This window comes from Phaeovulum vinaykumarii (assembly GCF_900156695.1).
GTDB classification, from domain to species: Bacteria; Pseudomonadota; Alphaproteobacteria; order Rhodobacterales; family Rhodobacteraceae; genus Bieblia_A; species Bieblia_A vinaykumarii.
Genome location: NZ_FTOM01000007.1, coordinates 146,434 through 160,418 on the forward strand (window position 1 = coordinate 146,434; position 13,985 = coordinate 160,418).

Annotated in this window: 12 protein-coding genes; 11 read left to right on the forward strand and 1 reads right to left on the reverse strand. The window is 67.6% G+C overall.

The genetic code is table 11. The annotated features are described in order from the left end of the window. The first annotated feature begins 269 nt into the window (after window positions 1-269). The 3 genes from BW949_RS13330 to BW949_RS13340 all read left to right on the forward strand — a co-directional run bounded on the left by BW949_RS13330 (window position 270) and on the right by BW949_RS13340 (window position 2,329). On the forward strand, window positions 270-965 hold the full coding sequence (locus tag BW949_RS13330; protein ID WP_076366884.1) for a CoA transferase subunit A: 696 nt from the start codon (window positions 270-272) through the stop codon (window positions 963-965). A 1-nt stretch (window position 966) separates the two neighbouring features. Continuing rightward, window positions 967-1,596, forward strand: coding sequence for a 3-oxoacid CoA-transferase subunit B (locus tag BW949_RS13335; protein WP_076366886.1), 630 nt, complete (start codon window positions 967-969; stop codon window positions 1,594-1,596). Between the two features lie 124 nt (window positions 1,597-1,720). Further along, window positions 1,721-2,329 carry an HNH endonuclease gene (locus tag BW949_RS13340; RefSeq protein ID WP_076366980.1) on the forward strand — a complete coding sequence of 203 codons (609 nt, stop codon included), beginning with the start codon at window positions 1,721-1,723 and terminating at the stop codon, window positions 2,327-2,329. Between the two features lie 38 nt (window positions 2,330-2,367). On the opposite strand, the gene BW949_RS13345 is transcribed toward BW949_RS13340, so the two are convergent. Beyond that, window positions 2,368-3,243, reverse strand: a complete 876-nt coding sequence (locus tag BW949_RS13345) for a MurR/RpiR family transcriptional regulator (RefSeq protein ID WP_076366888.1) — start codon at window positions 3,241-3,243, stop codon at window positions 2,368-2,370. 491 nt (window positions 3,244-3,734) lie between these two features. On the opposite strand from BW949_RS13345, the gene BW949_RS13350 reads away from it, so the two are divergent. From BW949_RS13350 to BW949_RS13385, 8 genes are all read left to right on the forward strand, one after another. Next, a complete protein-coding gene (locus BW949_RS13350) occupies window positions 3,735-4,514 on the forward strand; it encodes an N-formylglutamate amidohydrolase (protein ID WP_235816309.1) in 780 nt (259 codons plus the stop codon). Then, window positions 4,514-5,020: a TRAP transporter small permease subunit gene (locus tag BW949_RS13355; protein WP_076366892.1), complete on the forward strand. Its 507-nt coding sequence runs from the start codon at window positions 4,514-4,516 to the stop codon at window positions 5,018-5,020. The genes BW949_RS13350 and BW949_RS13355 overlap by 1 nt, the downstream gene beginning before the upstream one ends. After that, on the forward strand, window positions 5,020-6,342 hold the full coding sequence (locus tag BW949_RS13360; RefSeq protein WP_076366894.1) for a TRAP transporter large permease: 1,323 nt from the start codon (window positions 5,020-5,022) through the stop codon (window positions 6,340-6,342). Before BW949_RS13355 ends, BW949_RS13360 begins: the two co-directional genes overlap by 1 nt. A 67-nt stretch (window positions 6,343-6,409) precedes the next feature. After that, on the forward strand, window positions 6,410-7,450 hold the full coding sequence (locus tag BW949_RS13365; protein ID WP_076366896.1) for a TRAP transporter substrate-binding protein: 1,041 nt from the start codon (window positions 6,410-6,412) through the stop codon (window positions 7,448-7,450). A gap of 135 nt (window positions 7,451-7,585) precedes the next feature. Continuing rightward, the gene (locus BW949_RS13370) at window positions 7,586-8,950 is read left to right on the forward strand and encodes a glutamine synthetase family protein (RefSeq protein ID WP_076366898.1); all 1,365 of its coding nucleotides are present in this window, start codon (window positions 7,586-7,588) and stop codon (window positions 8,948-8,950) included. 85 nt (window positions 8,951-9,035) lie between these two features. Then, a complete protein-coding gene (locus BW949_RS13375) occupies window positions 9,036-10,424 on the forward strand; it encodes an aldehyde dehydrogenase family protein (protein ID WP_076366900.1) in 1,389 nt (462 codons plus the stop codon). Beyond that, a complete protein-coding gene (locus BW949_RS13380) occupies window positions 10,421-11,566 on the forward strand; it encodes an iron-containing alcohol dehydrogenase (protein ID WP_076366902.1) in 1,146 nt (381 codons plus the stop codon). Before BW949_RS13375 ends, BW949_RS13380 begins: the two co-directional genes overlap by 4 nt. A gap of 237 nt (window positions 11,567-11,803) precedes the next feature. Continuing rightward, the gene (locus tag BW949_RS13385; protein ID WP_235816310.1) at window positions 11,804-13,984 is read left to right on the forward strand and encodes a YjbH domain-containing protein; all 2,181 of its coding nucleotides are present in this window, start codon (window positions 11,804-11,806) and stop codon (window positions 13,982-13,984) included. The last annotated feature ends 1 nt before the right edge of the window (window position 13,985 follow it).

Sequence of the window (13,985 nt, forward strand, 5' to 3'; positions counted from 1 at the left end):
CCAAGACCACGACGCGCAAGACGGCGGCGAAGACGGCCGCCGATACGGCACCTGAAGGCGACACGGGCGACAGCGACACCGCCTGAGCCCGTCCCCAGATCCCGCGCGCGCCCCGGCCGCAGGGCCGGCACGCCGCAAGGCCCCTCGATGGGGCGTTGCGGCGTTCCCCGCCTTGCGCCCCCCTCTCGCCGGGCGACGCCGCGGCGCGGCAATTGACAGCGGCCTTTCGTCCCCACACAGTATTCCCCGAACCAGGGGAGGTTTCATTCATGAACAAGGTCTATCCAGATGCAGCGGCCGCGCTCGACGGGTTGCTGCATGACGGAATGTTCATCGCCGCGGGGGGATTTGGTCTCTGCGGGATCCCGGAATTGCTGATCGCGGCGATCCATGACGCGGGAACGAAGGACATCACCATTGCCTCGAACAATTGCGGGGTGGACGATTTCGGCCTGGGCATCCTGCTCCAGAGCAAGCAGATCAAGAAGATGATCTCGTCCTATGTCGGCGAGAACGCGGAATTCATGCGCCAATATCTCTCGGGCGAGCTGGAACTGGAATTCAATCCCCAGGGCACGCTGGCCGAACGCATGCGCGCAGGCGGCGCGGGCATCCCCGGCTTCTACACCAGGACCGGCGTCGGCACCGTCATCGCCGAGGGCAAGGACCACAAGGATTTCGACGGCCAGACCTACATCCTCGAACGCGGGATCGTGGCCGACCTGTCGATCGTCAAGGCCTGGAAGGCCGACACCACGGGCAACCTGATCTTCCGCAAGACGGCGCGCAACTTCAACGTGCCGGCGGCCACCTGCGGGAAGGTCTGCGTGGCCGAGGTCGAGGAAATCGTCGAACCCGGCAGCCTCGATCCCGATCACATCCACCTGCCCGGCATCTACGTGCACCGGATCATCACCGGCACGCACGAGAAGCGGATCGAACAACGCACCGTGAGGAGCGCCTGACATGCCCTGGGACCGCAACCAACTGGCCGCGCGTGCCGCCAAGGAACTCAAGGACGGGATGTATGTGAACCTGGGGATCGGCATCCCGACGCTGGTCGCCAACCACATCCCCGAGGGCGTGCATGTCACGCTGCAATCGGAAAACGGGATGCTGGGCATCGGCCCCTTCCCGCGCGAGGACGAGGTCGACCCCGACCTCATCAACGCCGGCAAGCAGACCATCAGCGAATTGCCCCATTCGGCCTATTTCGACAGTGCCACCAGCTTTGCCATGATCCGCGGCGGCAAGATCGCCATGGCGATCCTGGGCGCGATGGAGGTCTCGGAAGAGGGCGACTTGGCCAACTGGATGATCCCCGGCAAGCTGGTCAAGGGCATGGGCGGCGCCATGGATCTGGTCGCCGGGGTCGGCCGCGTGGTGGTGGTCATGGACCACACCAACAAGCACGGCGAGTCCAAGGTGCTGAAAGCCTGCACGCTGCCGCTGACCGGCAAGCGCGTCGTGGACCGCATCATCACCAATCTGGGCGTTCTCGACGTGGTCGAGGGCGGCTTGCGCATCGTCGAGCTGGCCGAGGGCGTGACCGAAGCCGAGCTGCGCGCCGCGACCGAGGCCGCCATCGTCGACTGACGCCCCCCCCCGAACCCGAAGGCCGGCCGCCGTGGCCGGCCTTTTCCGGCGATAGGGAAAGCTGATCCCATCCCTTGATGCGGAGCATGGCGCTCCAGACAGGTCTGATGCCCCCATGTCGAAGATGACCCGATGGACCTGGAGCACGCCGACAGGACAGCGCAAGCTGCAAAGCGTCGCGGATCATGTCTTCTGGTCCTACACCCTTCTCAGCGTCACGCGCGAGATCATGGTGCGCATGAAGGCGGGGCAACCCAACCCCTTCCCGAATGGCCGCACGAAGGAGACCAATATCCGCATGTCCCGCTATCAGCGCGGATTGCTGAACATCCGCGATCTGGAGCGCGATCAGGCCCTTGCCGAAGACGGCATCCGCGTCTGTGCACATTGCGGCAGTCATGCCCCGCGCTATCACCGCGATCACCTGATCCCGCGCAGCCGTCTTGGCAGCGTCGTGCTGATGGGAAATGTCGTGCGGGCCTGTCCCGCGTGCAACCTGTCACGGGGCAACAGGGATCTGATGATCTGGCATCATGACAACGAGACCTTTCCAAGCTTGGGGATCCTGCGGCGCTATCTGAAGATCTGCTATTTCCATGCACGTGACCAAGGCCGTCTCGATCAGCCGGCCGCCGCTGCCGTGACCGAGGGCCTCCCCTTCGATCCGCGCGCATTTCCGCGACGGTTTCCCCCGGTCAACGAACTCGTGTGGGACCACGCCTGGCCGAATTGAGGCACCCGAAGACCCCACCGGCAGCCGCGCCGCGGGGCCTATTTCCCCAGCCGCCGAAAGAAACGCGCGCGGTCGTAAAGGCCTTCGAGCCGCTGCATCCGGGCCGCGCTTTCCTCCCAGATCAGGCTCTGGACCGCGGCCATCAGCGTCTCGACCAGCACCTGAAGCGCCACGGTCGAATCCCAGGCCGAGGGCACCTCGATCTGGACCGAGAACCGATAGCGCGCATGGGCGGCGGCGGGCGACACCCAGGGGTCGGTGACCAGCACCACCTCGGCGCCCTGCTCGGCGGCCATCTCGACCAGCTCGAGCACGTTGTTCTCGTAGCGGCGGATGTCGAAGGCCAGCAGCACATCGCCCGCCCGCAGGTCCAGAAGCGCCGGCGGCCAGGCATTCGACATCGACGAGATGACGCTGACGCCGGGGCGGATCAGCTTCATGTGGGTGACGAAATAATCCGCGATCGCATGGGTGATGCGCCCGCCCGTGGCCCAGATCCGGCGCTCGGGATCGGCCATCAGCCCCGCCACGGCGTCGAATTCGGCATGCTCGATCTGCGACAGCGTCGCCTGAAGGTTGCCCAGCACCGCATCGGCAAAGCGGTTGAGGATATGCGTGTCGGGCACGCCCCCGGCCCAGCGCGCATGCTTGACCAGCGGCGAGACCAGACGTTCCTCGACCTCGTCGCGCAGGGCGGCCTGGAACTCGCCATAGCCCGCAAAGCCCAGCTTCTGCGCCAGCCGCACCACCGTCGGCGTGGACACCCCCGCCCCCCTGGCCAGCGCCGTGACCGAGCCCAGCCCCGCCACCGGATAATGCCGCATCAGATGGCTGGCCAATTGCCGCTCGGCCCGGGTCAGCCCGTCGAAACCGGCACGAAGACGTTCCTCGATGGTCTGGGCGCGTGCTGACAAAACAGGCATCTCCGAAAGGGCCGAGGTCTGAACAGATTGTAACAGGGTGCCCCACCCTGAAATGATGTTGACAGAAGCGCCCCGGCAGTCAAGCCTGACCCCAACGGCCGCATGCGCGCCGCCGGGACGGGATCCTTCGCGTCCTGTCAGCCTCGGGCGCGCGGGCGCGAAACGCAAGCCCGACCGCAGGGCCAAAGCGCGGGGCCAGACCGCGGGCGCCGCACCGGGGCCCGCGCGGACAAGACGGAACGAACGCCACCGCCGCGCCCCAAGCCGCGGGCCCTCTGTGTGCGCGCCGATGCGAGACGGAAGGGCCGCGCGCGCCCTTCGGGGCCGATGGACGCGCCCAAAGCCAACCAGACCCGAAGCGGAGCAGAACGGACAGGATCATGAACGCCACGACGACCCCAGCCGATCCCCCGCCCGCAGAGACGCCCGCAGGAATGCCCCCCGCGATGCCCCCCACGATGCCCGCAGAGATGCCAGCGGTGATGATCGACACCCCCGAGGCCCCCGGCCCCTTCGTTCTGGTCTGCGAACATGCCGCGGCGCATATCCCGGCGGCGTTCGAGGATCTGGGGCTGAACCCCATCGCGCGGCGCGCCCATGTCGCCTGGGATCCCGGCGCGCTGGCGCTGGCGCAGGCGCTGGCCACGCGGCTTGCAGCACCTCTGGTCCGGGCCGGGGTGTCGCGGCTGGTCTATGATCTCAACCGCCCCCCGCAGGCGCCCGCCGCCATGCCCGCCACCAGCGAGATCTTCGACATCCCCGGCAATGCGGATCTGACACCCGAAGACCGGCTGGCGCGGACCGAGGCCTTCTATCTGCCCTTCCACGCGGCGCTGCGCGGCCTTCTGGCGCGGCGGCTGGCGCGGGGCATGCCCACGATCCTGGTCACCGTGCACAGCTTCACCCCGGTCTGGTTCGGCACCCGCCGCGCGGTCGAGCTGGGCGTGATCCACGACGCGCAGGACCGCTTTGCCCGCGCCGTCGCCGAGACCGCCCGCGCCGCCACCGATCTGGACGTGCGGATGAACGAACCCTATTGCGCGGCCGATGGTGTCACCCATACGCTGGCGCTGCATGCCACGCCGCTGGGGCTTGACCATGTGATGCTGGAGGTCCGCAACGACCTGCTGGAGACCGGCCCCGCGCAGACCGGGATGGCCGATTGTCTGGCCCCGGTCCTTCAGGCGGCGCGCCGGCGGCTGGAGGAGGCGGAGGCGGCCCCCGCGGGCGGCGGCGGCGCCACAACGGAAGGAGCGGCGTGATGCCTGGCTGGATCAGGGCCTATGTCCGCTGGGTCGAGGCGCTCAATTACCGCGTCGGCCGCGTGGCGATGTATCTGCTGTTCGTGATCATGGGCATTCTGGTGTGGTCCTCGGTGACCAAGGTGGCGCATCTGCCCGCGCTCTGGACGCTGGAAATGGCGCAATTCACGCTGGTGGCCTATTACCTGCTGGGCGCGCCCTATTCGCTGCAACTGGGCACCAACGTGCGGATGGACCTGCTCTATGCCCGGCTGCGCCCGCGCATGCAGGCCTGGTGGGACGCGATCACCATCTTCGCGCTGATCTTCTATCTGGGCGTGATGCTCTATGGCGCGATCGATTCCACCGTCTATTCCTTTGAGGTGGGCGAGCGCAGCCCGACCGCCTGGCGGCCCTATCTGTGGCCGATCAAGACGATCATCTGCCTGAGCTTCGTGCTGATGATCCTGCAAGCCTTCGTGCATCTGTTCCGCGACATTGCCGTGCTGCGCGGGGAGGAGCTGTGATGGCCTATGAGACGATCGCGCTGCTGATGTTCTCGAGCATGATGCTGATGATGATCACCGGACAGCGCGTGTTCGGCGCCATCGGCTTCGTGGCCACGGCCTCGGCGCTGATGCTGTGGGGCACGGGGGGCTCGGACATGGGCTTCCAGGCGATCATGAAGCTGATGAAGTGGAACGCGCTGCTGACGCTGCCGATGTTCGTCTTCATGGGCTACGTGATGAGCGAAAGCCGCCTGGCCGACGATCTCTATCGCATGTTCCACGTCTGGTTCGGGCCGATGCCGGGGGGGCTGGCGATCGGGACGATCCTGCTGATGGTGCTGATCTCGGCGATGAACGGGCTGTCGGTGGCGGGCATGGCCATCGGCGCCACCATCGCGCTGCCCGAACTGGTCCGGCGCGGCTATGACAAGCCGATGATCTCGGGGGTGATCCAGGCGGGGTCGAGCCTGGGCATCCTGATCCCGCCCTCGGTGGTGATGGTCCTTTTCGCGCTGATCGCGCGCCAGCCGGTCAGCCAGCTGTGGCTGGCGGGCATCCTGCCGGGCCTGCTGATGGCGGTGCTGTTCATTCTCTATATCGCGCTGCGCTGCCGGCTGAACCCGGCCCTGGCCCCGCCGCTGTCGGCCGCCGAACGCGCCCAGATCACCCGGCGCGAGAAATACGCGCTGCTGCGTGCGGGCATCCTGCCCTTCCTGATCTTCGCGGCGATGATGATCCCCTTCATCAAGGGCTGGGCCAGCCTGACCGAGGCCTCGGTGATCGGGGCGCTGACCTCGGTGGCGGCGGCCGTCCTGCGCGGACGCTTCACCCGCGAGGTCTTCGAGGTCGCCACCCGCCAGACGCTGGCCATCACCACGATGTTCATGCTGATCATCATGGCGGCGCTGTCCTTCGGGGCGGTCTTCGACGGGCTGGGCGCGGGGCGCGCGATCCAGGGCTTCTTCTCGGACCTGGGGCTGTCGCCGTTCCAGATCCTGATCCTGATGCAGCTGAGCTTTCTCATCATGGGGATGTTTCTCGACGACACCGCCATGCTGGTGATCGTGGCGCCGATCTATGTGGGCCTGGCCAAGGTGCTGGGGTTCGACCTGATCTGGTACGGCATCCTCTACACGATCACCTGCCAGATCGCCTATCTGACGCCCCCCTTCGGCTACAACCTGTTCCTGATGCGGGCCATGGCGCCGGCCGATTTCACGCTGCCGGTGATCTATAAATCCGTCCTGCCCTTCGTCGGCGTGATGCTGCTGACGCTGGTTCTGGTGATGATCTTCCCGCAGATCGCGCTGTGGCTGCCACAGACGGTCTACGCACGCTGAGACAATAACCCCGAATGGGGATCCCGGCCCCGCAAGGGGGCCCTTGCCAAACAGGAGAGAGAGAACGATGACCACGACCAGACGGAAGTTCCTGACCACCGGCGCGCTGGCGGCCGGTGCCACCACCCTGGCGGCGCCCGCGGTCCATGCGCAAAGCCCGATCAAGTGGCGGCTTCAGACCTATGCCGGCCCGGCGCTGGCCGAACATGTGATCAAGCCCGCCATCGAGGCCTTCAACACCATCGCCGACGGCCAGATGGAGATCGAGCTCTATTTCGCCGACCAGCTGGTGCCGACCTCGGAGCTGTTCCGCGCCATGCAGAAGGGCACGATCGACGCGGTGCAATCGGATGACGATTCGATGGCCTCGCCGACCGAAGTGACCGTCTTCGGCGGCTACTTCCCCTTCGCGCTGCGCTATTCGCTCGATGTGCCGGCGCTGTTCAACCACTATGGCCTCAAGGAGATCTGGGAAGAGGAATACGCCAAGGTCGGGGTCAAGCACATCTCGGCCGGGTCGTGGGATCCGTGCAACTTCGCCACCAAGAAGCCGGTCACCTCGCTCGAGGATCTCAAGGGCCTGCGCATCTTCACCTTCCCCACCGCGGGCCGGTTCCTGGCGCGCTTCGGCGTGGTGCCGGTGACGCTGCCGTGGGAGGATGTCGAGGTCGCGCTCCAGACGGGCGAGCTGGACGGGATCGCCTGGTCGGGCATCACCGAAGATTACACCGTCGGCTGGGCGGATGTGACCGACTACTTCCTGACCAACAACATCTCGGGCGCCTGGATCGGGCATTTCTTCGCCAACATGGAGCGCTGGAACGCGGTGCCGGCCAACCTGCAACAGCTGCTGCAGGTCTGTTTCGACAGCTCGCATTACTATCGCCAGCACTGGTACTGGGCGGGCGAGGCGCGGCTGCGGGTCGAGGACACCAAGCTGCAACTGACCTCGATCCCGGATGCCGAATGGGACACGGTCGAGGCCGAGGCCCAGAAGTTCTGGGACGAGATCGCCGCGGAAAGCGAGACCAAGGCGAAGGTCGTCGAGATCATCAAGAAATACAACGCCAACATGCGCGCCGCCGGCCGCCCCTATCGCTACGGCTGAGCCAGGGGCCGGGGCCGGAGACCGGCCCCCTGTCGCACGAACCGGGGGCGGGCCTCTACGGCCCGCCCCGCCCTGGTCGGGTCGGGCGCCCCCCAGCCGACCGCATCGCGCCCCCGGAGGAGAGAGAGACCGAAGATGCCCGCAAACCTCAGCTTCGAACAGCTCAAGGCCGCCGTCGCCTCGGGCGAGATCGACACCGTGATCGCCTGCTTCCCCGACATGCAGGGCCGGCTTCAGGGCAAGCGGTTCCTGGCGCGCCATTTCGTGGACAGCGCCCATGACGAGACGCATTGCTGCAACTACCTGCTGGCCACCGACATGGAGATGTGGACGGTGCCCGACTACAAGGCCACCTCCTGGGAGGCGGGCTATGGCGATTACACGATGAAGCCCGACCTTGGCACGCTGCGGCGCATTCCCTGGGCGCCGGGCGCGGCGCTGGTGCTGTGCGATCTGCTTGATCACCACACCCACGCGCCGGTGCCGCACGCCCCGCGCACGATCCTCAAGCGCCAGATCGACCGCGCCCGCGCGCTGGGCTACGAGCCCTTCATGGCGACCGAGCTCGAGTTCTTCCTGTTCGAGGAGAGCTTCACCCAGATGTTCGATACGCACTACCCCGACCCGACGCCGGTCGCGCGCTACAACATCGACTATTCGATCTTCGGCACCGCGCGCGACGAACCGGTGATGCGCGATCTGCGCAACATGCTGGCGGGCGCGGGCATCCCGGTCGAGAATTCCAAGGGCGAGGCCGAGGCCGGGCAGGAGGAAATCAACGTCCGCTATTCGGATGCGCTCGACACCGCCGACATGCATGTGCTGACCAAGGCCGCCGCCAAGGAGATCGCGCAGGCCCATGGCAAGTCGGTGACCTTCATGGCCAAGTATGACCACCGCAAGGCGGGCTCGTCGAGCCATGTGCACCAGTCGCTGTGGACCGACGGGCGCAATGCCTTCCACGACCCCGCGGCCCCGCATGGCATGTCGGATCTGATGCGCGCCTACATGGCCGGGCAGCTGGCCCATGCCGCGGAACTGACCTTCTTCCTGGCGCCCTATGTCAACAGCTACAAGCGCTTCTGCGTGGGCATGTTCGCGCCCACCAAGGCGGTCTGGAGCCTCGACAACCGCACCGCGGGCTTCCGCGTCTGCGGCGCCGACACGAAGGCCGTGCGCGTCGAATGCCGCATCGGGGGGGCGGATCTGAACCCCTATCTGGCCTGCGCGGCGCTGCTGGCGGCGGGGCTTGCGGGGATCGAGAACAAGATGGAACTGGAACCCGAGGCCCGCGGCGACATCTATCAGGCGGGCGCCGTGCGCGAGGTGCCCGCGACGCTGCGCGCGGCCCGCGCGGCGCTTGACGGCTCCGGCATGCTGCGCGCGGCCTTCGGCCCGGAGGTGGTGGACCATTACCTGCGCGCCGCCGATTGGGAGATCGAGGAAATGGACCGCGTGGTCACCGACCATGAACGCCGGCGCGGCTTCGAACGCGCCTGAGACAGCGGCGGCGGGCGCCCCAGGGACCGGGGCCGGCCCGCCCCCCCGCTCGCAACCGCGCCCGCCGGGCGCAAAGGATGGACCCATGAGCAAGACGATCGAATTGATCTCGCCGGTGGACGGGCGCGTCTATGCGACCCGCGACTGCCTGACCGAGACCGAGGCCCGCGCCGCCGCCGCGCGCGCGCGCGCCGCACAGAAGGGCTGGGCCGCACGCCCGCTGGCCGAACGCATCGAGCTGGTCAGCGCCGGCATTGCCCGGCTCGAGACCATGCGCGAACGCATCGTCGAGGAACTGGCCTGGCAGATGGGCCGCCCCACCCGCTTCGGCGGCGAATTCGGCGGCGTCAACGAACGCGCAGGCTACATGGCCAAGATCGCCGCCGAGGCGCTGGCGCCGATGGTGGCCGAGGCCTCGGACACCTTCGAGCGGCGCATCGCGCGCGAGCCGCTGGGCGTGGTCTTCGTGATCGCGCCGTGGAACTATCCCTATCTGACGGCGGTCAACACCATCGTGCCGGCACTGATCGCGGGCAATACGGTGATGCTCAAGCATGCCAGCCAGACGCTTCTGGTCGGCGAACGGCTGGCCGAGTCGCTGCATGCCGCGGGCGTGCCCGAGGACGTGTTCCAGAACGTCGTTCTCGACCATGACGTGACCGAGACGCTGATCGCCGAACGCGCCTTCAACTTCGTCAATTTCACCGGCTCGGTCGGCGGTGGGCGCGCCATCGAACGCGCCGCGGCGGGCACCTTCACGCCGGTGGGCCTTGAGCTTGGCGGCAAGGATCCGGGCTATGTGATGGAGGATGCCGATCTCGACGCCGCGGTCGACGGGCTGATGGACGGGGCGATGTTCAACGCCGGCCAATGCTGCTGCGGGATCGAGCGCATCTATGTCCACGAGAGCCTCTTTGACGCCTTTGTCGAGAAGGCCGTGGCCTGGGTCAACGCGCTGCGTCTGGGCAACCCCTTCGACCCCGAGACCACGCTGGGGCCGATGGCCAATGTCCGCTTTGCCAAGATCGTGCGCGAGCAGGTCGCCGAGGCCGTGGCCGAAGGCGCGCGGGCACTGATCGACCCGGCGCATTTCCCCGCCGATGACGGGGGCGCCTATCTCGCGCCGCAGATCCTTGTCGATGTCAACCACGAGATGCGGGTGATGCGCGAGGAAAGCTTCGGCCCCGTCGTCGGCATCATGCCGGTTTCGGGCGATGCCGAGGCGGTCGCGGCCATGAACGACAGCCCCTATGGGCTGACGGCCTCGCTGTGGACGACCGATGCCGCGCGCGCGGCCGAGGTCGGCGCCCAGATCGAGACCGGCACGATCTTCATGAACCGCTGCGATTATCTCGACCCGGCGCTGTGCTGGACCGGCTGCAAGGACACCGGCCGCGGCGCGGGGCTGTCGGTGCTGGGCTATCACGCGCTGACCCGTCCGAAATCCTACCATCTCAAGAAGGTGACGAAATGAGCCTCAAGGCCAATTGGTCCTATCCCACCGCGGTGAAATTCGGTGCGGGCCGCATCGCGGAACTGGCCGAGCATTGCAAGGCGGCGGGGATGACGAAGCCGCTGCTGGTGACCGACAAGGCGCTGGCGCCGCTGCCGATCACGCAAGGCGCGCTCGATATCCTCGAGGCCGCGGGCCTGGGGCGCGCGGTCTTCTCGGAGGTGGACCCCAACCCCAACGAAAAGAACATGGAGGCCGGGCTGGCCGTCTATCGCGCCGGCGGCCATGACGGCGTGGTGGCCTTTGGCGGGGGCTCGGCGCTCGATCTGGGCAAGATGATCGCGCTGATGATCGACCAGCCCTGCCCGGTCTGGGATCTCGAGGATGTGGGCGATTGGTGGACGCGCGCCAATCCCGACACCATCGCCCCGATCATCGCCGTGCCGACCACCGCGGGCACCGGCTCCGAGGTGGGGCGCGCGGGCGTGCTGACCAATTCCGCGACGCATCGCAAGAAGATCATCTTCCACCCCAGGCTGCTGCCGGTCGTGACCATCTGCGACCCGGAACTGACCGTGGGCATGCCGCGCTTCATCACCGCGGGCACGGGCATGGACGCGCTGGCCCATTGCCTCGAGGCCTATTGCTCGCCCTTCTACCACCCGATGAGCCAGGGCATTGCGCTCGAGGGGATGCGGCTTGTCTTCGAGAACCTGCCGCGGGTCTATGCCACGCCCGATGATCTCGAGGCGCGCGGCCACATGATGAGCGCCGCCGCCATGGGCGCGGTGGCCTTCCAGAAGGGGCTGGGCGCGATCCATTCGCTGTCGCATCCGGTGGGCGCAGTCTATGGCACGCACCACGGCACCACCAATGCCTGCGTCATGCCGATGGTGCTGGACTTCAACCGCCCCGCGATCGAGGCGCGGATCGGCCGCGCGGCCGATTATCTGGGCATCCGCGGCGGGTTCGAGGGCTTCCGGGCCGCGGTCATGGACCTGCGCACGGAGCTGCATATCCCCGAAACGCTGAGCGCGATGGGGGTCGAGGCCGCACGTCTGGATGCGCTGACCGAGATGGCGCTCGAGGATCCGTCCTGCGGCGGCAACCCGATCGAGATGACCTACGACAACACCCGCGCGCTGTTCGAGGCCTGCATGTAAGGCGCGCGCGCACCACGCGCGCACGACACCTCGGGGGCCCGGCAAATGGTCGGGCCCCTTTCCATTTCCGCCCGTTTCGCCGGCGGATGCAGCCCGCCGCAGCGGCGCGCCCCCCGCCCCCGCGATCCGTTGCCATTCGGTGACCCCGCGGCCAGTTTTCGCGTGGCGCGACGGCATTGACGCTCGCACGGGGACAAAGGTCATGCCATAAAGCGCCAAAGGATCAGGAGAGGCCGCGTGAAAAAGACCCTGCGCGCAGACCGCAACGACGTGACGAAATCGCCCCGCCGTCCGGGCCGGGCCGGCACCGCGCTGCGCCGCGGGGCGCTGGGGCTCGGGGCGGCCGCGCTGGCGGCGACCTCTGGTGCGCCGCTTCTGGCCGAGGACGCGATCCCCTTTGCCAATGTCAACAGCTTCGGCATGCCGGGCCTGATCGACATGCCCACCGCCGAAAGCCAGCCCGACGCCACCATCGGCGCCAGCATCTTCTCGGCGCCCAATTCGCTGCGCAACAGCTTCTCGTTCCAGATCAGCCCGCGGCTGACCGGCGCCTTCCGCTATTCGCGCATCGAAGGGGTGGACGGCGGCTCGGAACTTTATGACCGCTCGTTCGACCTGCATTACCGGGTGCTGGACGAAAAGGGCTGGCGCCCCGCCGTGGCCATCGGGCTGCGCGACTTCATCGGGACGGGCGTCTATTCGTCGGAATATATCGTCGCCACCAAGACGCTGACGCCGGGGATCAAGGTCACCGGGGGTCTGGGCTGGGGGCGGCTGGCCAGCCACAACGGCACCAAGGGGATCGGCACCCGCCCGCCCTATGACTACAGCTCGACCGGCGGGCGCGCCAATGCCCAGCAATGGTTCCGCGGCGATGTCGCGCCCTTCTTCGGCCTGTCCTGGGCCCCGAATGACCGGCTGACGCTGAAGGCCGAATATTCCTCGGACGCCTATGTCGCCGAAACCGCCACCACGACGCTGCAACATGACAGCCCGGTCAACCTGGGCTTTGATTACCGTCTGTCGCGGGGCTTTGCGCTGTCGGGCTATTACGTGCTGGGCTCGGAAGTCGGCGTCCAGCTCAACATGGCGTTCAACCCCAGGAATTCCTCGTTCCCCTCGGGCATCGAGGCCGCGCCGCTGCCGGTGCGCGGCCGTCCCGCGCCCGCGGCCGATCCCGACGGCTGGTCGGGGGCCTGGACCTCGGATGCGGGCACGCGCGCCGGCGTCGAGACGCGCATCGCCCGATCGCTGGTCAAGGAAGGGATCATCCTCGAGGCGATCGCGCTCGACGCGCAAAGCGTGCGCCTGCGCATCCGCAACGAACGCTTCGACCATGTGGCCGAGGCCCTGGGCCGCACCGCGCGGATCCTGACCCGGTCGCTGCCGCCCTCGGTCGAGCATTTCGAGATCACGCTGTCGCGCAACGGCATGCCCGTCACCACGGCGCGAATGACGCGCAGCGATGTCGAGCGGCAGGAAAACTCGGCCGCCTTCGAGATGGCGCAGCGGGTCGAGCTGTCCGACGCCCTGCCCGCCGGCGAAGCGGGGCTGGAACCGGCCGACGGGCTGTTCCCGCGGCTGTCCTGGTCGGCCAAGCCCTATCTCGAGGCCAGCCTGTTCGACCCGGCCGACCCCGTGCGGGCCGATGTCGGCGTCGAGCTGAAGGCGCGGTTCGAATTGCGGCCGGGGCTGTTCCTGTCGGGCGCCATCCGCCAGAAGGTCGCCGGCAACCTGGACGAGACCCCGCCCGCCGCGCCGACCGCGGTGCCGCATGTGCGCACCGATCTGGCCCGCTACATGAGCGGCAATGACACCACCCTGCGCAACCTGACCCTGGGCTGGTATGCCAAGCCCGGCCCCGAGACCTACAGCCGGGTGACGGTGGGCCTGCTCGAACGGATGTATGGCGGGGTGTCGGGGGAATTCCTGTGGATGCCCACCGACAGCCGCCTGGCGCTGGGGGCCGAAGTCAACTGGGTCCGCCAGCGCGACTTCGATCAGGGCTTCTCGTTCCGCGACTACGAGATCGTGACCGGCCATGCCTCGGCCTATTACGATTTCGGCAAGGGCTATCGCGGCCAGCTTGACGTCGGCCGCTATCTGGCCGGCGACTGGGGCGCGACGGTCACGCTGGACCGCGAATTCGCCAATGGCTGGAGCGTGGGGGCCTTTGCCACCTTCACCGACATGTCCTCGGCCGATTTCGGCGAGGGCTCGTTCGACAAGGGGATCCGCATGACGGTGCCGCTTTCGGCGCTTCTGGGCAAACCCAGCCAGACCCAGATCACCCCGGTGCTGCGCCCGCTCAACCGCGACGGCGGCGCGCGCGTGGCCATCGACGACCGCCTGTTCGAGACCGTGCGCGATGCCAATGCCGGATCGGTCTATCAAAGCTGGGGCAAGTTCTGGAGATGAG

What these genes read in the sequence shown, in the direction of transcription:
- BW949_RS13330 (WP_076366884.1), top strand. Translation starts at nt 270, where the DNA reads ATGAACAAGGTCTATCCAGATGCAGCGGCCGCGCTCGACGGGTTGCTG.
- BW949_RS13335 (WP_076366886.1), top strand. Translation starts at nt 967, where the DNA reads ATGCCCTGGGACCGCAACCAACTGGCCGCGCGTGCCGCCAAGGAACTC.
- BW949_RS13340 (WP_076366980.1), top strand. Translation starts at nt 1,721, where the DNA reads ATGACCCGATGGACCTGGAGCACGCCGACAGGACAGCGCAAGCTGCAA.
- BW949_RS13350 (WP_235816309.1), top strand. Translation starts at nt 3,735, where the DNA reads ATGATCGACACCCCCGAGGCCCCCGGCCCCTTCGTTCTGGTCTGCGAA.
- BW949_RS13355 (WP_076366892.1), top strand. Translation starts at nt 4,514, where the DNA reads ATGCCTGGCTGGATCAGGGCCTATGTCCGCTGGGTCGAGGCGCTCAAT.
- BW949_RS13360 (WP_076366894.1), top strand. Translation starts at nt 5,020, where the DNA reads ATGGCCTATGAGACGATCGCGCTGCTGATGTTCTCGAGCATGATGCTG.
- BW949_RS13365 (WP_076366896.1), top strand. Translation starts at nt 6,410, where the DNA reads ATGACCACGACCAGACGGAAGTTCCTGACCACCGGCGCGCTGGCGGCC.
- BW949_RS13370 (WP_076366898.1), top strand. Translation starts at nt 7,586, where the DNA reads ATGCCCGCAAACCTCAGCTTCGAACAGCTCAAGGCCGCCGTCGCCTCG.
- BW949_RS13375 (WP_076366900.1), top strand. Translation starts at nt 9,036, where the DNA reads ATGAGCAAGACGATCGAATTGATCTCGCCGGTGGACGGGCGCGTCTAT.
- BW949_RS13380 (WP_076366902.1), top strand. Translation starts at nt 10,421, where the DNA reads ATGAGCCTCAAGGCCAATTGGTCCTATCCCACCGCGGTGAAATTCGGT.